This is a genomic window from Mycolicibacter kumamotonensis, from assembly GCF_002086285.1.
GTDB lineage: Bacteria > Actinomycetota > Actinomycetes > Mycobacteriales > Mycobacteriaceae > Mycobacterium > Mycobacterium kumamotonense.
Map to the genome: position 1 here is coordinate 60,099 of NZ_MVHU01000005.1, position 20,107 is coordinate 80,205.

16 protein-coding genes and 1 pseudogene are annotated in these 20,107 nt (G+C 70.0%); 6 read left to right on the forward strand and 11 right to left on the reverse strand.

The features are described from left to right. Nucleotides 1–21: 21 nt before the first annotated feature. The 4 genes and pseudogenes from tsaB to alr all read right to left on the reverse strand — a co-directional run. Nucleotides 22–630: pseudogene (gene tsaB, locus BST28_RS24590) on the reverse strand (tRNA (adenosine(37)-N6)-threonylcarbamoyltransferase complex dimerization subunit type 1 TsaB); the annotation flags it as partial. Beyond that, the gene (gene tsaE / locus BST28_RS05160; RefSeq protein ID WP_065287262.1) at nucleotides 627–1,082 is read right to left on the reverse strand and encodes a tRNA (adenosine(37)-N6)-threonylcarbamoyltransferase complex ATPase subunit type 1 TsaE; all 456 of its coding nucleotides are present in this window, start codon (nucleotides 1,080–1,082) and stop codon (nucleotides 627–629) included. The pseudogene tsaB and the gene tsaE, both read right to left, overlap by 4 nt. Then, nucleotides 1,075–2,181 (reverse strand): alpha/beta fold hydrolase, encoded by a 1,107-nt coding sequence (locus tag BST28_RS05165; protein ID WP_019736723.1) that lies wholly within the window; start codon nucleotides 2,179–2,181, stop codon nucleotides 1,075–1,077. The genes tsaE and BST28_RS05165 overlap by 8 nt, the downstream gene beginning before the upstream one ends. Next, nucleotides 2,171–3,331, reverse strand: coding sequence for an alanine racemase (gene alr / locus BST28_RS05170; RefSeq protein WP_065287261.1), 1,161 nt, complete (start codon nucleotides 3,329–3,331; stop codon nucleotides 2,171–2,173). The genes BST28_RS05165 and alr overlap by 11 nt, the downstream gene beginning before the upstream one ends. A gap of 156 nt (nucleotides 3,332–3,487) precedes the next feature. On the opposite strand from alr, the gene BST28_RS05175 reads away from it, so the two are divergent. Next, nucleotides 3,488–4,360 (forward strand): putative endonuclease domain-containing protein, encoded by an 873-nt coding sequence (locus BST28_RS05175; protein ID WP_083080232.1) that lies wholly within the window; start codon nucleotides 3,488–3,490, stop codon nucleotides 4,358–4,360. Between the two features lie 74 nt (nucleotides 4,361–4,434). Here BST28_RS05175 and gad read toward each other — a convergent pair whose 3' ends face one another. Genes gad through BST28_RS05190 form a run of 3 tightly spaced genes read right to left on the reverse strand, consistent with a single transcriptional unit; the run spans nucleotide 4,435 to nucleotide 7,924 of the window. Next, nucleotides 4,435–5,823: a glutamate decarboxylase gene (gene gad / locus BST28_RS05180; RefSeq protein ID WP_083080233.1), complete on the reverse strand. Its 1,389-nt coding sequence runs from the start codon at nucleotides 5,821–5,823 to the stop codon at nucleotides 4,435–4,437. A 12-nt stretch (nucleotides 5,824–5,835) separates the two neighbouring features. Then, nucleotides 5,836–7,257 carry an NAD(P)H-hydrate dehydratase gene (locus BST28_RS05185; protein WP_083080235.1) on the reverse strand — a complete coding sequence of 474 codons (1,422 nt, stop codon included), beginning with the start codon at nucleotides 7,255–7,257 and terminating at the stop codon, nucleotides 5,836–5,838. Between the two features lie 31 nt (nucleotides 7,258–7,288). Next, nucleotides 7,289–7,924 carry a rhomboid-like protein gene (locus BST28_RS05190; RefSeq protein WP_029248757.1) on the reverse strand — a complete coding sequence of 212 codons (636 nt, stop codon included), beginning with the start codon at nucleotides 7,922–7,924 and terminating at the stop codon, nucleotides 7,289–7,291. 273 nt (nucleotides 7,925–8,197) lie between these two features. On the opposite strand from BST28_RS05190, the gene BST28_RS05195 reads away from it, so the two are divergent. From BST28_RS05195 to BST28_RS05210, 4 genes are all read left to right on the forward strand, one after another. Then, complete coding sequence (locus BST28_RS05195) at nucleotides 8,198–8,908, forward strand: sensor domain-containing protein (RefSeq protein ID WP_234808200.1); 711 nt, start codon at nucleotides 8,198–8,200, stop codon at nucleotides 8,906–8,908. Continuing rightward, on the forward strand, nucleotides 8,905–9,780 hold the full coding sequence (locus BST28_RS05200) for a sensor domain-containing protein (RefSeq protein WP_065287255.1): 876 nt from the start codon (nucleotides 8,905–8,907) through the stop codon (nucleotides 9,778–9,780). Before BST28_RS05195 ends, BST28_RS05200 begins: the two co-directional genes overlap by 4 nt. A 101-nt stretch (nucleotides 9,781–9,881) precedes the next feature. Then, a complete protein-coding gene (locus BST28_RS05205) occupies nucleotides 9,882–11,801 on the forward strand; it encodes a flavin-containing monooxygenase (protein ID WP_083080236.1) in 1,920 nt (639 codons plus the stop codon). After that, nucleotides 11,798–12,535, forward strand: coding sequence for an SDR family NAD(P)-dependent oxidoreductase (locus BST28_RS05210; RefSeq protein WP_083080238.1), 738 nt, complete (start codon nucleotides 11,798–11,800; stop codon nucleotides 12,533–12,535). Before BST28_RS05205 ends, BST28_RS05210 begins: the two co-directional genes overlap by 4 nt. Here BST28_RS05210 and BST28_RS05215 read toward each other — a convergent pair. From BST28_RS05215 to glmS, 3 genes are all read right to left on the reverse strand, one after another. Then, nucleotides 12,476–13,381 carry a DUF4436 domain-containing protein gene (locus BST28_RS05215; RefSeq protein WP_083080239.1) on the reverse strand — a complete coding sequence of 302 codons (906 nt, stop codon included), beginning with the start codon at nucleotides 13,379–13,381 and terminating at the stop codon, nucleotides 12,476–12,478. The two genes, BST28_RS05210 and BST28_RS05215, sit on opposite strands and share 60 nt — an antisense overlap. A 223-nt stretch (nucleotides 13,382–13,604) precedes the next feature. Then, nucleotides 13,605–14,162, reverse strand: a complete 558-nt coding sequence (locus tag BST28_RS05220) for a hypothetical protein (RefSeq protein ID WP_083080241.1) — start codon at nucleotides 14,160–14,162, stop codon at nucleotides 13,605–13,607. Nucleotides 14,163–14,174: 12 nt separating this feature from the next. Then, nucleotides 14,175–16,043 carry a glutamine--fructose-6-phosphate transaminase (isomerizing) gene (gene glmS / locus BST28_RS05225; protein WP_083080242.1) on the reverse strand — a complete coding sequence of 623 codons (1,869 nt, stop codon included), beginning with the start codon at nucleotides 16,041–16,043 and terminating at the stop codon, nucleotides 14,175–14,177. Between the two features lie 97 nt (nucleotides 16,044–16,140). Between glmS and BST28_RS05230 the strand changes: the two genes are divergently transcribed. Then, nucleotides 16,141–16,980 (forward strand): dienelactone hydrolase family protein, encoded by an 840-nt coding sequence (locus tag BST28_RS05230; protein ID WP_065287249.1) that lies wholly within the window; start codon nucleotides 16,141–16,143, stop codon nucleotides 16,978–16,980. Nucleotides 16,981–17,278: 298 nt separating this feature from the next. Here BST28_RS05230 and BST28_RS25040 read toward each other — a convergent pair whose 3' ends face one another. Beyond that, nucleotides 17,279–20,050: a PGRS repeat-containing protein gene (locus BST28_RS25040; RefSeq protein WP_083080244.1), complete on the reverse strand. Its 2,772-nt coding sequence runs from the start codon at nucleotides 20,048–20,050 to the stop codon at nucleotides 17,279–17,281. Nucleotides 20,051–20,107 lie beyond the last annotated feature (57 nt).

Here is a 20,107-nt window from a genome sequence, read left to right on the forward strand (position 1 = left end):
CGACGGCGCGGCTGAACCCGACGGTTTGACGTCGGGGCGGCGCAGATACATCGGCACCAGCGGCGCCGGTTCGGTATCCCAATCCCGCACCGCGGCAACCAGTCCCGCGGGAGTCGGGTAGGAAATGTCGAGCGTCGGCAGGTCGAACAATGCGGCGTGCCCCGGTGATCCGGCCACCGCGACGGCGTCGCCGGGGTCGACGTCGGCCGGGGCACTGACCGCGGGCCCGGCCACCCGTACACCGTTGCGGTAGCGCGCCCAGTACACCTCGCGGCGCCGGGCGTCGGTGACCACCAGGGTCGCGCCGGTGGTGCACACCCCGATCGCGTCGAGGCTGCACACCCCGTGCACGTCGATACCCAGCGCATGCCCGTAGGCCGCAGCACTGGCCATTCCGACCCGCAACCCGGTGAACGGTCCCGGCCCGCAACCCACCACCACCGCCGCCAGATCGGCCATGCTCAGTCCGGCATCGGCCAGTGCGGCAAGCACATTGGGGGTGAGTCGCTCGGCGTGGGCGCGGGCGTCCAGCGTGAGCCGCTCGGCCAGTACGGTGCGCCGGTCGGCCGCCACCAGGCCCGCGGTGACCGCGGGGGTGGCGGTGTCGATGGTCAGGATCGCCCCCGTCATGGCGCGTGCCACCGCCAGGTCGCGGTGCGCGCCTCGGATTCGGCGCCCCGGTCCAGGCGGATGTCCAGATGCCGTTCGGAGAGCCGCTCGGCTAGTCCTTCGCCCCACTCCACCACGACGACGGCGTCGTCGAGTTCGGTGTCCAGGTCCAGTGAGTCCAACTCGGCCAGCAGGTCCAGGTCCGACTCGTCGAGCAGCCGGTAGAGGTCGACGTGGATCATCGCCGGGGCACCGGGCCGGCGGGGCCGATGTTCCCGCGCCAGCACGAACGTCGGCGAGGTGACCGGTCCCTCGACGTCGAGTGCCGCGGCGATCCCCTTGGCCAACACGGTTTTTCCGGCGCCGAGCGGTCCGGACAACACCACCACGTCGCCCGCGCGCAGCTCGGCACCCAGGCGCGCTCCCAACGCGATGGTGTCTTCGGCTGTCTTTAGGAGCTGCGTCTCAGCCACTGCGTCCGGCCTTCCGCCGCAGCCGGCGAGTCAACACCACGCGGCGCGGCGTGGCCCGCTCCACCAGCCGCACCAGCGCGTCGTCGATGACGTCGGGTTCCTCCAACTGCACCAGATGACCGGCGCCGGGCACGATCACCAACTCGCAATCCCACAGCGCGGCCGCCATCGCCCGCGAGTAGCCGGGCGGGGTGAGCAGATCGCGGTCGCCGCAGGCGACCAGGGTCGGGATCTTGGCCAGCGTTGCCAGAGCGGCACTCTCGTCGTGCACCTCCAGGGCGTGCAGAAAACCCACCATGGTGGCGACCGGGGTGGTGTGCATCATCTCCTCGGAGAACGCCACAACACTCGGGCTGATCTCGTCGGTGCCGTAGGAGGCCGCACGCAGGATCGGTGCGATCACCCGGCGAGCCGCGCCGCGGCCCCGGTGCACCAGACTCGGCGCGTAACGCACGCTGAACTGGACCGCCTCCAGGGCCGGGTTGCGCAGGATCTCCCCCAACGGTGATCGGGAAACCCCCTTGGCCGCCGAGGAGATCAGTGCCGCGCCGACGATCCGGCTGCCGTAGTGCTGAGGAAACTGCCGGGCGTGCGACAACACGGTCATGCCGCCCATCGAATGCCCGACCAGCACCACCGGACCCCGCGGCGCCGCGACCTGCAGCACCGCCTCCAGGTCCTGGCCGAGCCGCGGCACGGTGTAGGTCTCGGGCGGGGCGACCGTGGACTCGCCGTGACCACGCTGGTCATAGAAGACCATCCGGACCTGCCTGCCCCATTCGGCGGTCAACCGGGCCCGCTGAAAGTGAAAAGACCCCATCCGCAAACAGAATCCGTGCGCGAACACCACGGTCAGCGGTGCGTTGCGGGGCCCCACATCGCGCACCGCCAGTTCGACGCCGTCGTCGGTAACGACCACCGAACTGTGGTCGTGCGCCAGGATTTCGAAATCCTCAGCCGCGTAGGGATCTTCGGCCGTGGTGCGCCGGGTCACCGCACGTGCGACGGTGGACCCGGCGATGGTACCGACGGCGGCCAGACCGGCCACCCCGGCCAGCAGGCCACCGGCCCGCAGGTTGATGCGCCGGCTACCGGCCATCGGTGCCGCCTCCCCGGTACGTCCTGGCGACCCGTCCGCGTGGACTGTTCACCACCTCGTAGTGGATGGTTCCCAGCTCGTCGGCCCAGTCCTGGGCCAGCGGCTCACCGCTCGCGCCGGACCCGAACAGGACGACCTCGTCGCCCTCGGTGACGTCGACGGGGCCGGGCCCGAGGTCGACGACGAACTGGTCCATGCATACTCGCCCGACGCTGCGCCGGCGACGGCCGTTGATCAGCACCTCGAACCGCCCACTCAGCTGGCGGAACACCCCGTCGGCGTAACCCATCGGGACCAGCGCGACGGTGGTGTCGGCCTGAGCGATCCAGGTGTGCCCGTAGGAGACTCCCTCCCCCGCCCGGATCGAGCGCACCAGCACCACAAGGGATTTCAGCGTCATGGCGGGAATCAGACCCATGTCGCCGCGCTGCGGGATCGGACTCAGGCCGTACACCGCGATCCCCGGCCGCACCATGTCGAAGGCCAGGTCGGGCCGGGTCATCACCCCGGCCGAGTTGGCCAGGTGCGCCACCTCGAACTTCAGGCCCTGCTCGCCGGCCAGGGTCAGCATGTCGGAGAACCGTTGCCCTTGAAGATCATTGACCCGGCTGGCGACGTCGTCGGCGCAGGCCAGGTGCGACATCAGGCCCCGCACCCGGATCGCGTCGTCGGCGACGGCGCGTCGCAGCGCGGTCAGCAGCGCCGGGTAACCGGCGGCGCCCACGCCGTTGCGGTTCATCCCGGTGTCGGCCTTGACCGTCACCGTCGCGGTGCGCCCGGTCCGTGCCACCGCGTCGAGCAGCTCGTCGAGCTGGCGCACCGAGGAGACCGCGATCTGCACGTCGGCGGCCAGGGCCGGCGCGAAGTCGGTGTCGGGGCCGTGCAGCCACGCCAGCACCGGTGCGGTGATGCCGGCCGCCCGCAACGCCAGCGCCTCGTCGACGGTGGCCACCCCGAGTTCGGCGGCACCGGCGCCCAGCGCGGCGCGGGCCACCTGCACCGCGCCGTGACCGTAGCCGTCGGCCTTGACCACGGCCATCAGCTCGGCGGCACCGGCCTGTTCGGACAGCACCCGCACGTTGTGGGCGATGGCGTCCAGGTCCACCAGCGCTTCACCGAGCAGGCCGGCCGTTCGCGATGTGGCAGTCATGTCACCGCCGATTGTCCCAGAACGGCCCGGATGCCCCGATCAGGCCGCCGGGTGTGTGGTCTGGTTCGCTCCGAGGGGCGTTTTGCGACTTAGAACGCACACCGGCATGTGGATGGACGTCGGCGCCGGGGCGCGTCCGAATGCCACCCTGCGGCCATGCCACCACCGCGTAGGCCCTTCCGGGCGGCAGAGGCGTTAGCCGCCGGCGCGGTGACCCGTAGTCGGCTGCACCGTGACTACTTCCGCATGTACCCGGGGGTCTGGGCGCCACACGAGGCGGACCTCACGGCGTGCGACCGCGCCCGTGCCGCCTGGCTCTGGTCGCGCCGGAGCGGGGTACTGGCCGGGCTGTCGGCCTCGGCGATGCTCGGTGCGAAGTGGATCGACGGGGACACGCCCGCGGAGCTTGTCCACACCAATCGGCGTCCACCGCCGCTGCTCACCGTGCACACCGATAGATTGCTGCCCGGCGAGGTGCGGACGGTTGGCGGCATGCCGGTGACAACAGCCGCCCGCACCGCGTTCGACCTGGGTAGACGGCTCGGCCCCACCGAGGCGGTGCAGCGCATCGATGCCCTGATGAATGTCACCGACCTCAAGGTCGTCGATGTCATGGCGGTGGCCGACGCGCACCCCGGCGCCCGGGATCTGCGGCAACTGGATGAGACGTTGCTGCTTGTCGACGGCGGCGCCGAATCACCGTATGAGTCACTGGCCCGGCTGCTCCTGGTGCGGGCGGGCTTTCCGGGGCCGCAGACCCAGATCCGGGTGTACGGCCATCACGGCCTTGTCGTTGCGCGCATCGATATCGGGTGGGAGGAGTACCTCGTCGGCGTTGACTTCGAAGGCGCCCACCATTGGACCGACCCGGTGCAGCGCCAGCACGACGCCGAGCGCTACTACGTGCTGCCTGAACTCGGCTGGATCGACCTGCGGCTGACGGCTCGCAGGCTGCACCGCAGCCCCGAAGTGTTCCTGGAGCGGGTTGGCGCGGCGTTGATCAGCCGCGGCTGCCCGAAAACCTGGTGACCGGAGCGCCGAGTGTGCGGTTTGGGCGCCGAAATCGCGAATCTGCGACCTAAAACGCACACTCGAGGGAAAGGCTAGTGCGAGAAGTGCTGCTGATCGTCGTAGTGCCCCGCGGGTTTGACCCGGTCCAGGGCGGTCACCGATTTCATGATGTCGTCGAACAGCGCCCGGGCGAGATCCGCCGAGAGCCCCTCACGGACCACCACCCGCAGCACCGCGACGTCCTCGGCGCCCTCCGGCATGGTGTAGGCCGGCACCTGCCAGCCGTAGGTGCGCAGCTCGTGGGAGACGTCGAACTCGGTGTAGCCGCGCTCGCCGGTCAGCCGGCAGCTGACCACCGGGATCGCCGAGCCGTCGCTGATCACCTCGAAGTGCTCACTGCCGGCCAGCTGGTGCGATAACCAGCGGGCGGTGTCGGACAGGGTCCGCATCACCTCGGTGTAGCCGGCTCGGCCCAGCCGCAGGAAGTTGTAGTACTGGCCGACGACCTGATTGCCCGGCCGAGAGAAGTTCAGCGTGAAGGTGGGCATGTCTCCGCCCAGGTAGTTGACCCGGAACACCAGTTCCTCGGGCAGGTAGTCGGCGCCCCGCCACACCACGAACCCGATGCCCGGATAGGTCAGGCCGTACTTGTGGCCGCTGACGTTGATCGAGACCACCCGCGGCAGCCGGAAATCCCACTTGAGGCCCGGGTGCAGGAAGGGCACCACGAATCCGCCGCTGGCCGCGTCCACGTGTACCGGCACGTCCGGCCCGTCGCCCGCGGCGAGGGTGTCCAGCGCGGCGCAGATCTGCTCGACGGGCTCCAGCTCCCCGGTGTAGGTGGTGCCCAGGATGGCCACCACCCCGATGGTGTTCTCGTCGACGGCGTCGACGACCTGCTCGGGGGTGATCACGTAGCGGCCTTCGGCCATCGGTAGGTAGCGGGGCTCGACGTCGAAGTAGCGGCAGAACTTCTCCCACACCACCTGGACGTTGGAGCCCATCACCAGATTCGGGGTCCTGTTTTTCCAGTCGTCTCCGAGCTTCTGCCGCCACCGCCACTTCATGGCCAGCCCGCCGAGCATCACCGCCTCGCTGGACCCGACGGTGGACACCCCGATGGCACTGGCCGGGTCGTCGTCGCGCAGGTTCTCGGCGTGGAACAGGTCGGCGACCATCGACACACAACGCTGCTCGATGGCCGCGGTCGCCGGGTACTCGTCCTTGTCGATCATGTTCTTGTCGAACGACTCCGCCATCAGCGTCGACGCCTCGGGGTCCATCCAGGTGGTGACGAAGGTGGCCAGATTCAGCCGGGAACTGCCGTCGAGCATCAGCTCGTCGTGGATGAAGCGGTAGGCGGCCTGCGGGTCCATCGGGTCGTCGGGCAGTCGCAGCGCCGGGACCGGCGAGGTGAACAGCCGGCCGGTGTAGGCGGGCGCGATGGCGTGCGCCGGCACGGACGGGTGGGAATGGGTCACTACGACTCTCCTCTACAGCTGGGCCAGGGCGGTGCGGATGTGGGCCAGGATGCGCGACGCCGACGTCGGGGTGTCGCCGGGTCCGGGATCGGCGGCCGAGGCCGCGGCGGCCCGGGTGTGCACGAACGCGGCGGCGGCAGCGGCTCGGGTGGCGGGCAGGCCGGAGGCCAGCAGTGCGCCGATCATCCCGGACAGCACGTCGCCCGAGCCCGCGGTGGCCGCCCAGGACCCGCCGGCCTCGTTGAGGTAAACCTGCCCGGACGGGTCGGCGATGACGGTGACATAGCCTTTCAACAGCACAGTGCAGCCCATCTTCTCGGCCAGCTCGCGCGCCGCGCCGACCCGGTCGGAGCCCGGCGGGTGCCCGGCCAGCCGGGCGTACTCCCCGGCATGCGGGGTGAGCACGGTCGGCGCGCTGCGGTCGGCGACCAGGGCGGGGTGCGCGGCCAGGATGGTGAGCGCATCGGCGTCGACGATCACCGGAAGATCGCTGCCGAGTGCGAACCACAGCGCGGCCGCACCCGCCTCGTCGGTGCCCAGGCCCGGCCCCACCGCCCAGGCCTGCACCTTCCCGGCGGCCGCCGGGCTGGGCGCGGCCACCACCTCCGGCCAGTGCGAAACCACTTCGGCGGCAGCGCTTCCGGCGTAGCGGACCATGCCGGAGGTGGCGGCCACCGCCGCGCCTGCGCACAGGATCGCCGCGCCCGGGTAGGTCGCCGAGCCGGCCAAAATCCCGGTGACGCCCTGGGTGTACTTGTCGTCGCGCGGGCCGGGCGCCGGCCAGCACGCCTCGACGTCGGCCGCGGTCAACGAGTGTATGTCGGTGGCCGGCAGGTCCAGACCGATCTCGACCAGCTCGACACGGCCGCACTGCCCCAGCGCGTGCACCGGTTTGAGGCCGCCGAAGGTGACGGTGAGAGCGGCGTGCACCGCGGGTCCGTCCGCCGCGCCGGTGTGCGGGTCGAGGCCGCTGGGTATGTCGACGGCTACCACCGGGATGCCCGCCGCCTCAACCCCGGCGAAGACTGCCGCGGCGTTCGGCCGCAACGGGCCCCGCCCGGAGATGCCGACCACCCCGTCGATCACCAGATCCGTTGCGGGCGGCACCGTATCGACGACTCGGCCACCGGCTTTGACGAAGGCCGCCAGACCCTTGGCGTGGGCGCGTGCCGGGTCCAGCAGGATGGCGGTTGCCGCCGCGCCACGCCGACGCAGCAGGGTGGCCGCCCACAGCGCGTCGCCGCCGTTGTCACCGGAACCCACCACGGCGCACACGTTCCGCCCGGACACCCCGCCGGTGCGCGCGACCAGCTCCCGGGCGATCGCGGTCGCCAGCCCGAACGCGGCCCGGCGCATCAACACCCCGTCGGGCAGGCTCGCCAACAGGGGCGCCTCGGCGGCGCGAATGACGTCGACGGTGTAGTAGTGCCGCACTTGACCTCCTCGCCTGCTCGCGACTGTCAGGCTAGTGGCCGCGGACGGCGCTCGGGTGATGTCGCAGCGGATGGTGACGGGTCAACGGATAGCAGCAGAATCCGATCAGCAGCGCGGCGGCGTGGCCGACCGCGGTGAAGTCCGGGTTGAGGACCAACGGCACCGTGAAGATGACGAGCAACACGGCCAGATACCCCCAGCGCCAAGGCCGACGGATGCGGTAGGTCAGCACGGCCATCACACCCACCAGGAAGTAGCTGACGCCGATGTCACGGGCGTAGGTCAACCGCTCCGATTCGCGGTGCAGGTGAATTAGCACGTAGAGCGCACCCTCACTGACATAGGTGGCCCCGACATGAGAAATCAATCCGACCATCAGCCACCGCAGGTGCCCCAGCCAATGCTCGGCCGGCGCCAAAAACAGGGTGAACAACACCAGGTATGGCGAGAGGTCCTTGCCGTCGATCCACAACAGGCTGGAGGCCAGCACCTCCAGCGGGTCGGTCGCCAGGTGGTGCAGGTTGGTGGATTGCTCGACGAGCATGGTGTGCAGCCGCGGGCCGACCAGATGCTGGACGACGGTGGTGATTCCCAATACCGCCAGCCACAGGTAGGTCAGCGGGGCGGTGTGCACGAAATGCCACGCCGCGGCCAGGCGGGTACGCACGTCTGCCACGGCGTACAGCGTCGCACGGTCAGTGCAGACGCGGACAGACCCACCGCTGCTAACGTCTGATGCCAGTGAGGCCCGTCCGCCTGTGACCGGCCCCGATGGGACAGGGGGTGCCCGATGAGCGAACCGCACGGTCCAACTCCCAACCCGTACGACCCGACGCAGTTTGCGCCCATGAACCGGCCCATGCCGCCGCCGGGCGCACCGCTTCCGCCCTGGCCGCCGGGTCCTCCCCCGCGCGGCAACCGCCGACCGGTCTGGCTGTTGGTGGGACTGGTCACCGTGCTGACCGTGACCGCGGCGGTGCTCGCCGTCAACGTCGTCGGCCGCGACCGGCACGAGAGCGCGCAATCCGCCACCGAGTCGGACTCCGGCGACGGGAAACTTGTACCTGTCTCCGCCCTAGAAGGACTGCTGCCCTCCAAGGACGTCATCTCCTCGGCAGTGGGCGATCCGGGCATGGGTCTGGTCGCTACCGGCACGACTATCGACACCGACGTCATGGTGGACGCCGAGTGCCAGGGGCTCACCTCTGTTTCCGGGCCTGTTTTTGCCGGTTCCGGCTGGACCGCGGTGCGCTGGCAAGGGTGGAACAGTCCCGCTGAGCCGGATCCGCCCGATTGGAGGCACCAAGCTCTGATGTCGGTGACGACGTATCCGCATGCCAGCACCGCCCGCGCCTTCTACTCCAAGGAGAGCGCAGCGTGGCAGAAGTGCTCCGGCCGCATCATCAATAACCGCATACCCAATATCGCAGACTCGCCGGGCCGATTCTGGTCTGTCGAGAACGTCACCGACGGCGACGGGGTGCTCAAATCGACCACAATCGTCGAGGGCGGCGGCGGCTGGTCGTGCGAGAACACGCTGACCGTACGCAGCAACGTTGTGGTCCGCGTCAGCGTGTGCGCGGAGACGGATTCGACAGCGGCAGCACAGGCACTGGTCGACTCGATCACTGCGAAGATCGACGCGGGATGAACGAGCCCGTCTCGCCGGGGCCAGGCGGCCCGGCCCTGCCATTCTGGCCACCGGCCCCTCCACCGAACGGCAACCGCCGACTGATACGGCTGCTGCTGGGACTGGTCTGCGTGCTCACGGCGATCGTCGTGGGACTCACCGTGACCGCCATACGCGGTGACCGGCACGAACGCCCGCAAGCCGGCCCGGCGTCGTCACCGGCTGCCTCCCCCGACCGGACACCGACGCCCATCTCCGCTTCCGACCGTCCGGTGCCCGTCGCCGCGCTCGACGGCCTCTTGCCGGATAGAGGCGTCGTCTCAACCGCGGTGGACGACCCCGCCATCGATCTGGTGACGCACGGTGAGTACATCGACCTAGACGATCTGGCGGACGCCGATTGCCAAGGGGTCACGTCCGTCGCTTCGCAGGCCTACGCAGGCTCGGGCTGGACTGCAATCCGCTGGCAACGATGGAACAGTCCGGCCGAACCCGATCCCCGCTACCTGGTCAAGCATGTCTCGATGTCGGTGACCAGCTTTCCGCACGCCGCCGCTGCCCGGGCGTTCTATGCCAAGCAGAGCGCTGCGTGGCGAAAGTGCAACGTCCGTATTGTCAACAGCCGCCTTACCAGCGCGAACGAATCACCCGACCAACTCTGGTTTATCGACAATTTCATCGACTCCGACGGCGTGCTCCAGGCCCTCATGATGGACAACGCCAACTCCGACTGGACGTGTGAAACCAGACTGACTGTACGCAGCAACGTAGTTGTCCGCGTCGCCGTGTGCGAACGCACGACTACGTCGATAGCCGCACGCACAACTCCTTCGACAGTGGCGGCCCGTACCCTGCTCAACTCGATCACCTCGAAGGTCGACGCGGCCGGCTGAGCCGGCCGCACCGGCCGACCCTTGATCAGCCTCTGCGCCTCGCGTATCGTCCGAAACAATTTCGCGCCGCCTAGTAGCGAATAGAGGGAGGGTCCGAGCTGTTGCGCAACCGCTACGCCGGGGAACCGTTCACCACCGCCGACGCCGACATCGCCGCCGCCCTCGAGCAGGTCAGCATCCCCACCCTGTTGCTGTCGTGCGTGCACATCACCGGCGACCCCCGCTTCATCCGCGAATTCAAGCAGAACGGGATCTTCCTCAACGAGATCCAGGGGTTCATGTCCGAGGAGGACAAGGCCCGCGCCCGCGCCGAGGCGCTGCCGGTGATCATCGACTACCGCGACCGCGGCTGCCCGCAGCCCGCGTCGCTGCCTGCCGAATTGGTCAAGGAGATGATGGACTGGGCGGCCTGCGAAGTCGTGCCGGATGCCTACCTGGGCCTGCTCGCCGAAGAACTCGACCTGGACGGCGCCGACCCGCGCCGGCCGGTCCCGGTGGACCGCGCTGCGGAGCTGCCGGTGGTGGTGATCGGCTGTGGTGAGTCGGGAGTGCTGGCCGGAATCCGGCTGACGCAGGCCGGTATTCCCTTCACCATCGTCGAGAAGAACTCCGGCCCGGGCGGGACGTGGTGGGAGAACACCTACCCGGGCGCCCGGGTGGATGTCGCCAACCACTTCTACTGCTTCAGTTTCGAACCGAACAATGACTGGGGCCACTACTTCGCCGAACAGCCGGAGCTGCAAGCCTATTTCACCGCCATGATCGCCAAACACGGTATCGGCGACCACATTCGGTGGAACGCCGAAGTCACCGACGCGGTCTGGGACGACGATCACGGGACCTGGACACTGACCACCGCGGCCGGCGACACCATCCGCGCCCGCGCGGTCATCACCGCGGTCGGCCAGCTCAACCGACCCCACCTGCCGGATCTCGACGGCGCGGCGGATTTCACCGGCCCGGCGTTTCACTCCGCGGCCTGGGACCACGATGTCGACCTGACCGGCAAGCGGGTGGCGCTGATCGGGGCGGGCGCCAGCGGATTCCAGATCGCACCCGCGATTGCGGGAAAGGTGGAGCACCTCACGGTGTTTCAGCGCACCGCACAATGGATGTTCCCCAACCCGATGTACCACGACGCGGTGCCCGACGGCGTGCGTTGGGCGCTGCGGCACCTGCCGTTCTATGGCCGCTGGTACCGGTTCCTGCTGTTGTGGCCCGGCGCCGACAAGGGCCTGGAGGCCGCCCGGGTGGACCCGGACTATCCCGACCAGGACTATGCCGTCAGCGAAGTCAACGCCTTGGCCCGCCAGATGTTCACCGGCTGGATCACCGATCAGGTCGGCGACGACGAGGCGCTGCTGGCCAAGGTGCTGCCGGACTATCCGGCCACCGGCAAACGCACCCTGCAGGACAACGGCAGCTGGCTGAAAACGCTGCAACGCGACAACGTCGAGCTGGTGCGCACCGGCATCGAGCGAATCACCCCGCACGGCGTGCAGACCGACGACGGCGTCCACCATGAGGCCGATGTGATCGTTTACGCCACCGGGTTTCGGCACACCGACGTGCTGTGGCCGATACGCGTCACCGGCCGCGACGGTACCGACCTGCACGCGCTGTGGGGCAGCCGGCCGTATGCGTACCTGGGCATCACCGTGCCCGGCTTCCCGAACTTCTTCCTGCTCTACGGACCCGGCGCGCACCTGGCGCACGGCGGCAGCCTGATCTTCAACTCCGAGTTGGAGATGCGCTACATCGACGCCTGCCTGGCCCGCCTCGTCGAAGACCGGCTGCACTCGATCGAGCCGACCGCGCAGGCCGCCGCCGACTGGCACCGGGCCACCCAGGAAGAAATCAACAAGATGGTGTGGGCGCACCCGGCGGTCAAGCATTCCTACTTCAAGAACGCCGACGGCGAGATCCACACCGTGAGCCCGTGGCGCCTGGATCAGTACTGGACGGCGGTGCGCGAACCGGACTGGTCGCAGTTCGTCATCAGACAAGGAGCATTGCGTTGAGCGGAGTCGTCATCACCGGTGCGGCATCCGGGATCGGCCGGGCATGCGCGCAGGCGCTGGTCGCCGACGGTCGCCGGGTTGCGTTGTGGGACATCGCCGCCGGGGTGCAGCAGGTGGCCGACGGCTTGGGAATGCCCGGCGCGGTGGTCGACGTCTGCGACGACGCCGCGTTGCCCGACGCCGTCGCGGCCGCGGCCGAGGCGCTCGACGGCATCGACGGGCTGGTGCACGCGGCCGGGCGGGTGGCTCCCGAGCCGGTCGGCGCCTACACCGGCGAATCCTGGGACGCCGTCATGGATGTCAACCTGCGCGCGCAGGCCATGCTGGTGCAGCTGATGCTGCCGCAGCTGGAGGCGGTCGCCCGCGCCGGTGGCGGCCCGGCGGTGGTCGGCATCTCCAGCATCGAGGGACTGACCGCCAACCCGTTCATCCCGGCCTACTGCGCCTCCAAGGCCGGACTACTGGGTCTGACCCGGTCGATGGCCGCCCAGCTGGGCCCGGCCGGGATCCGGGTCAACGCGGTCTGCCCGGGCTTCATCGAAACCCCGATGCTGCAGATCGCGCTCGACGTCGAAGAGGTTGCGGCCGGGTTCGTGGCCGCCGCGCCGCTAGGACGCATCGGTCAACCCGAGGAGGTCGCGCAGGCGGTGGCGTTCCTGATGTCGCCTCGCGCCTCATTCATCACGGGCACCCAGATCGTCGTCGACGGTGGAGTCACCGCCCGCCATCCCTGATGGCGCGTGCGACTGCGCCCTCACTTCCGGTGCCGGCGCATCCGGCTCGGGCTTCAGGTCGCGCCACCAGCAGTAGATGAACAGCAGCATCGACATCACCAGCGCGACGATTACCCACAGCGTGATGGTGACGTCGATCCAGGATCCGATCGGCGGCGCGTCGGGTAGCGCATTCCTCAGCGGGACCACGGCGAAAAGCATTGCCGCATACCACGTCGTCATCGGCGGCTGGAATTTGCGCCGGCCCAGGAAAGTGAGCACCGCGACAACGGCCGCCACCGCGGCCAGCGCGACCAAGACGCCCACGACCACGGCGCCGAAAGCCATGGTGCTCGGAGACCGGTGCAGCGTGATCCGGTAGGGGCCGGCCTCGCGGTCGCTGACGATGTCGTTCTTCCAGCCAGCGATATGGTCGATAAACGTCACCGAGATCCGTTCCGACACTGCGGAGTCCCCGCGCAAGATGTCGACGGTTATCGGCCCGGTCTGGTAATGATCGAACGGCCATTTCGCCGAGTTACCGGAGACGGTCAAGGGGACCGGGAACTCACCGGGCACCATGCCCTTGGTCCAGGTGCGCTTGGTGGGTGTGACCGCGGAGTGCACCGCGATGCTGAGATCTTGCGTGAGCCCGCGCGTGCCCGGATCGAGCAGCGCCGGCCCCGGGCTGATGGTGATCTTGCCGGTCAGCGTGCCCTTCACCGGCTGGAGATCTTCGATGTCGACGGTCACTGCCGTTCCGTCGGCTGAGGGTTGGCCTTCCGTGAGTTGGCGTGGGCAGCCGCATCCCGCTCGCTCGTACAGCGCGACGGTGACGAGATAGGAGGCGATGAAGAAGACCGCCATCCCCAGGATCAGAAGCAGTCTGGACCGGTGGACTCGCGCCGCAGGATCGTCGTTGGACAAGACTGCTTTCCTTCACTCGAGGGCGACCGGCGTGCTCGGACTGATATTCGACGCCGGCTGCATCGTCTCATCGCCCGCACGTTCGCCGTCGGGATTTCGGCGCACGAACGGCGAACACTACGCCGGCCAGCAGATTCCGGATCCGCCGGAAGCCTGGAGCCGACTAAAACACGTCGCTCTGCGGTGCTGAGACGACGAATCCGTGCGTGACGGGCCGACCGCCGCTCTTGGGCCCGTTCTCGTTCGCGGCCTTGAGAACACAGGCCACCTCGGTACCCGGTGGAATCCCGCAGACCAGTGACTCGCTGGGCGAAAAGTCCCAGAACACGATCTTCTGACCGACGCCCAAAGCGACGGCGGGTACCCGTTCGGGGTCGCCGCGCAGCCGGTCGGCCGCCGTGTTCAGAAACAGGGCCGGACCGTCCCCGCGGGCCGAAACCGCGGTAAGCGTCACGCTGCGGGTGCCCGGCGGCGAGCCGGGAAAGGTGCCCTGGCAGACCACATTGTGCGTCACCATCCCGTGGCTCTTGCGGCACACCAGGCCGGTGGGTGTGGTGAACACCAGATCCGGCGTTGCGGAAAGGTCGGCGGCTGTGGCGGGCAGCGGACCGCTGATGTCGATGAGCGGATCGAGGTCGGGAACCTCGTTGGCCGCAACGGCATCCGGCGTTGTTACCAGCACAGCCATCGCGGCGCACGCCGCCACCAACAATCGTCGCACTGAAAGCTCCCGCTACTCGACGGTGACCGACTTGGCCAGGTTGCGCGGCTTATCGACATCGTATCCCCTGGCCTGCGCCACCCCGGCGGCGAACACCTGCAGCGGAATGGTCGACAGCAGCGGCTGGTAAAGCGTTGGCACAGCCGGGATCTCGATCAGATGGTCCGCATAGGGCCGCACCGTCTCGTCGCCCTCCTCGGCGATCACGACGGTGACGGCGCCGCGAGCCTGGATCTCGCGGATGTTGGAGAGCAGCTTGGAGTGCAGCATCGCGGCGTTCTTGGGCGAGGGCATCACGACGATCACCGGCAGGTCGTCCTCGATCAGCGCGATCGGGCCGTGCTTGAGCTCACCGGCGGCGAAACCCTCGGCGTGCATGTAGGCCAGTTCCTTGAGTTTGAGCGCGCCTTCCAGCGCCACCGGGTAGCCGACGTGGCGGCCCAGAAAGAGCACCGCACTCGACGCCGCAAACCGGCGCGCCAGCTCGGCCACCGACTCGATGCCATCGAGCACCTGCGCCACCAGTTCGGGCATCGCCTCCAGTTGCCGGTACTCGCGTTCGACCTCGTCGGGGTATTTGGTACCGCGGGCCTGGGCCAGCGCCAGTCCGACCAGATAGTTCGCGGTGATCTGGGCCAGGAACGTCTTGGTCGACGCGACACCGATCTCCGGCCCGGCCCGGGTGTAGATCACCGCGTCGCACTCGCGCGGGATCTGCGAGCCGTTGGTGTTGCAGACCGCCAGCACCTTGGCCTTCTGCTCCTTGGCGTGCCGGACGGCTTCGAGGGTGTCGGCGGTCTCGCCGGACTGGCTGATCGCCACCACCAGGGTGCTGCGGTCCAAAACCGGGTCCCGGTACCGGAATTCACTCGCGAGCTCTACTTCCACCGGCAGTCGCGTCCAGTGTTCGATCGCATACTTGGCCAGCAGACCGGAGTGGTAGGCGGTGCCGCAGGCCACCACGAACACCTTGTCGATCTCGCGCAGCTCCTGATCGGAGAGGCGTTGCTCGTCGAGCACGATACGGCCGTCCTCGAAGTGCCCCAGCAGGGTCTCGGCCACCGCGGTGGGCTGCTCGGCGATCTCCTTGAGCATGAAGTATTCGTAGCCGCCCTTTTCGGCGGCCGACAGGTCCCAGTCGATGTGAAAGTGCCGAGCCGCGTCGGAGGCGTCGTTCCCGGCGAAATCGGTGATGCGGTAGCTGTCCGCGGTGATCACCACCGCCTGGTCCTGGCCCAGCTCGATCGCATTGCGGGTGTAGGGGATGAACGCCGCCACATCCGAGCCGAGGAACATCTCGCCCTCGCCGATGCCGACCACCAGTGGGGTGGATCGCCGCGCCGCCACGATGGTGCCCGGCTCGTCGGCGTGGGCGAAGACCACGGTGAAGTGTCCCTCCAGCCGGCGCAGCACCGCCATCGCCGAGGCCACGAAGTCCCCGGCGGTGTCGCCGCGACGGTATTGGCGGGCCAACAGGTGGACGGTCACCTCGGTGTCGGTCTCGCTGGTGAACTCCACCCCCTCGCGCTCCAGCTCGTCGCGCAACACGGAGAAGTTCTCGATGATGCCGTTGTGCACCACGGCGAATTGCGACGCCGCGTCGCGGTGCGGATGCGCGTTCTGGTCGGTGGGTCGCCCGTGGGTGGCCCAGCGGGTGTGCCCCAGCCCGGTGCCACCGACGAGCAGGGCGGGATCGGTGCGGGACAGGTCGGCTTCCAGGTTGGCCAACCGTCCCGCGCGCCGACGGATCGTCAGCTGGCCCACACCGTCGACGACGGCGATGCCGGCCGAGTCGTAACCGCGGTATTCCATGCGGCGCAGCGCCTCGACGACGACCTCGCGGGCGGGCCGTTGCCCGACGTAGCCGACGATTCCGCACATAGGTGTTCAGGGTAGTGCAACGGCCGGCGATCTTAAGCAATCGCGCAGGTCAGCGAAGCCCTGATCATCGGCAGCCGCGGTGCGTTAACGTCATCGGATGGCCAGCATCAAGCGTCTTTACACCGCACTGAACCGACCCGGCCCGCACCGCGTGCTGCGAGGCGACCTGGCCTACGCGGGACTGGCCGGAGTGGTGTACACCCCTGCGTCGGGCTATCGGCTGCCCGCGGTGGCGTTCGGCCACGACTGGCTGACCGGCGCCGACCGCTATGCGGGCCTGCTGGAGCACCTGGCGTCGTGGGGCATGGTGGCGGTGGCCCCGGACACCGGGCGCGGGTTGGCGCCGTCGGTGCTGGACTCGGCCGCCGACTTGGGCCGTGCCCTGGAGATCGCCACCGAGATCCGGCTGGGCCCGGGCCGGATCAGCGTCGACCACCGCCGGCTCGCCGTGGCCGGCCACGGCTTCGGCGGTTCGGCGGCGGTGTTCGCCGCTGCCGGGTCGCCGATGAAACCGCAAGCGGTGGCGTCGATTTTCCCGACGGTCACCACCCCGCCGGCCGAGCAGGCCGCGGCGACGCTGGACGTGCCCGGCGTGGTGTTCGCCAGCCCCGGCGACCCGAAGTCGCTGCGCTCCAACGCCATCGAACTGGCGCATGCCTGGCGATCGGCGACGCTGCGGGTGATCAGCAAGACCTCGCCGGCCGGTCTGCCGCAAGGCCGCCGGCTGACCGGGTTCTTCGGGCTGCCGACCTCGGATCGGCGCACCCAGCGCCGGGTGCGCGCCCTGTTGACCGGTTATCTGCTGGCGCAGCTGGCCGGCGACAAGACCTACCGGGAGTTCACCGACCCGCAGGTGCGGTTGCCGCACACCGAGGCGCTTGAGGGGCTGCCGGAGCCGGTGAGCCCGGAAGAGAAGATCGCGGCGCTGCTCAAGTAGTTGCTCGAAACGGCCGCGGTCGCCGGGTCGGGTCAGACCCGACGACCGCCGCCGTTGCGCTCTGCTTAGACGTCGGCCAGCAGGTCACCGAAGAGCGATGCGACGCCGGAACCAGCGTCGTCCATGACGATCGGGTCAAACCCGAAGAAGGCCGGGGTTGGGACGGGATTCGAAATCGCCTGCGGCGGCCGTATCCGGCGCGGACCGTGCCTGCAGAACTAGCGTGTGGGTCTCCCACAACGACTACGGTCGCCGGGTCCGAGTGGACCCGGCGACCGTAGTCGCCTTCCGGAGTCGGCTACGTGCCGGGCGTACCGTCCGCGCCGTCGTTGCCAGCGGTACCCGGGCTGCCGTCTTGGCCGGGCGTGCCGCTGCCGCTCGCGGCGCCGCCAGCTCCGCCGCTGCCCGCCGCGCCGCCGCCACCGCCGTCACCGGCCGCACCACCGGTGCCGTTGCCGGCCCCGCCGGTGCCGTGGGCGCCGCCGTTGCCACCGGTACCGCCGTCACCGCCGTTGCCGCCGTCGCCGCCGTCATAGCCGTCGCCGGTGTCGGGGTTGGTGCCACCGGGTCCGCCGTTGCCGCCGGCGCCACCGTTACCGCCGGTGCCACCGACGCCACCGTTGCCGCCGGTGCCGTTGGTGGAGGTACCGCCGCTTCCGCCGGTACCGCCGGCACCCCCATCCGAGCCGTCGCCACCGTCACCGCCGGGACCGTTATCCCCGCCGAGCACCGGGTTGGGGATACCGCTCGAGCCCAGGGCACCAGAGTCGCCGTTGCCGCCGGTCCCGCCGGCCCCGCCGGTGCCGCCGGTGCCGTTGACCGCCGCGCCGCCGGCGCCGCCATCACCACCGGTGCCCGGAGTGCCCGCGTTACCGCCCGCACCACCTTCACCTCCGGTGCCGCCGTCGACGTCCCCGGCGGCATTGCCACCGGCCCCGCCGGTACCGCCGTCACCGCCAACCCCATCAGCAGTCGATTGGCCGCCGTCGCCACCGGCCCCGCCGGTACCGGCGTGGCTTGGGCCCGTGATCGGCCCGTCCGCCGGGGTTGCGACGCCACCGCTGTCACCGCCGGCGCCACCGTTGCCGCCAGCACCTCCGCTAGGGCTGGTTCCAATGCCCATGAACCCGGGACCGCCGGAACCACCGCGACCGCCGTTGCCGCCGGATGCGGTGCCGTCGCCACCGGCACCCCCATCACCGCCGGTCCCGGTCGTTCCACCGCTGCTGCTACCACCCGTCCCGCCGAAGCCGCCGTTGCCGCCCGCGCTGACCACACCCGTGCCGGTCGCGCCGTCGGCACCGGCCGAACCCGCACCGCCGTTGCCGCCGGCGCCGCTGGTGCTGGCGCCACCGGCACCGCCGGAGCCACCGTTGCCGCCGATGCTCCAGGTGGTGGTGCCGTCGCTCCAGCCCAGGCCCTCACCCGCGCCGCCACCGTCGGCACCGTCGCCACCGTTTCCGCTGGTGCTGCCGCCGCCACGACCGCCGGCGCCGCCGTTGCCACCGCGCAGGGTCCCGTCGCCGCCGTTGCCGGCTGCGCCACCGGCGCCACCGTTGCCGCTGGTGCTGGAGCCGCCGGCGCCGCCGCTGCCGCCGTTGCCGCCGGTGGTAGCCACCGTGTTGTCGCCGAGGCCGCCGTTACCGCCGAGGCCGCCGGTGCCGCCGGTTCCGCCGGTGCCGCTCTCGCTCTCACCGCCAGTACCGCCGGCGCCACCCACGCCGCCGCGGCCCAGCACACCCAGGCCGCCGGTACCCCCGTCACCGCCGTTACCGCCGGCGCTAGCGCCCAGCGAGTCCCCGCCGGCGCCACCCCTGCCTCCCGCTCCGCCGGTTCCGAAGGGGGCGTCCGGGTTGGTCGGGTTCACACCGGTGCCGTCACCGCCGTTACCGCCGGTTCCGCCGCTTCCACCGGTGCCACCGCTACCGGCGTCACCGCCGACGCCGCCGTTACCGCCGATCCCGATGTAGCCACCGTTGACGTCCGTGGCCGCGTCACCGCCGTTGCCGCCGTTGCCGCCATCCGCGCCGTCGCCGGCCGCCCCGGCGCTGCCGTAGAACGAGCCGGCGTAGTAGTCGGAGCCGCGGGCGCCGCCAGCGCCACCGTTTCCACCCTGGCCCCCGCCGCCGCCGTTCGCGCCGTTGGCGTCGCCAGTCACGCCGTCACCGCCGTTGCCGGCCGCGCCGCCGGCGCCGCCCTTGCCGCCGTCACCGAACATGTAGCCGCTGCGGCCGCCTGCGCCGCCGGTGCCGCCGGCCCCGCCGGTCTGACCTATCCCTGTGCCGCCATTGGCGAAGGTGCCCGCGGCACCATCCATTCCGGCACCGCCGGCCCCGCCGGCACCGCCGTTGCCGAAGAACCAGGCCGCAGCGGCGCCGCCGTCACCGCCGGCACCGCCAGCACCGCCTTCAGCGGTCGCAGCACCGCCGGCACCGCCGTTGCCGCCGTTGCCCATCCACCAGCCGCCGGCACCGCCGTCGCCGCCGGCCGCACCGGCACCGCCGGCACCGCCATCGCCGCCGTTACCCAAGAACCCGAGCGCCGAGCCGCCGTCACCGCCGACCACACCGGCCGTGTCACTGCTCCAACCGTCGCCGCCGTCGCCGAACCACAGTCCGCCGTCGCCACCGTCGGGACTGTCGGCGGTGCCGTCGACACCGTTGCCGATCAGGTACAGGCCGGACCAGTCATTGATCATTCCGTCGATCGACATGCCGAGCGGACTGGTGATCCAGAGTTGCGCCATGTTGTGCAGCGGCTCGTAGAACCACTGGTCCATGATCCCGGTCCACGAGAATGCGTCGCCGGCCGCGCTGCCCGAGCCGCCGAACAACGCATCGAGGTCCCAGGTGGCCGCGGCGCCACCGACGTCGCTCGAGGACCAGGAGCTGACCAGGTCGCCGAAGATGTCACCGAGGTCGAAATCGACATCGGCGTATGCGGCGGGCGCCGCGGCCAACGGGGCCATCCCGAAGGCTAGGAATGCGCCCACCGCGCTGGTGGTGCCGATCAGACTGCGGTACCGCGCTCCGGTGCTGTCAGGCCGGCTGCTGCTGTGACGACGACTCATTTGCGAACACCTCTCCTGTGAAGCGGTTCTGTAAAGCAGTTGTGAAGGTTGTCGGGT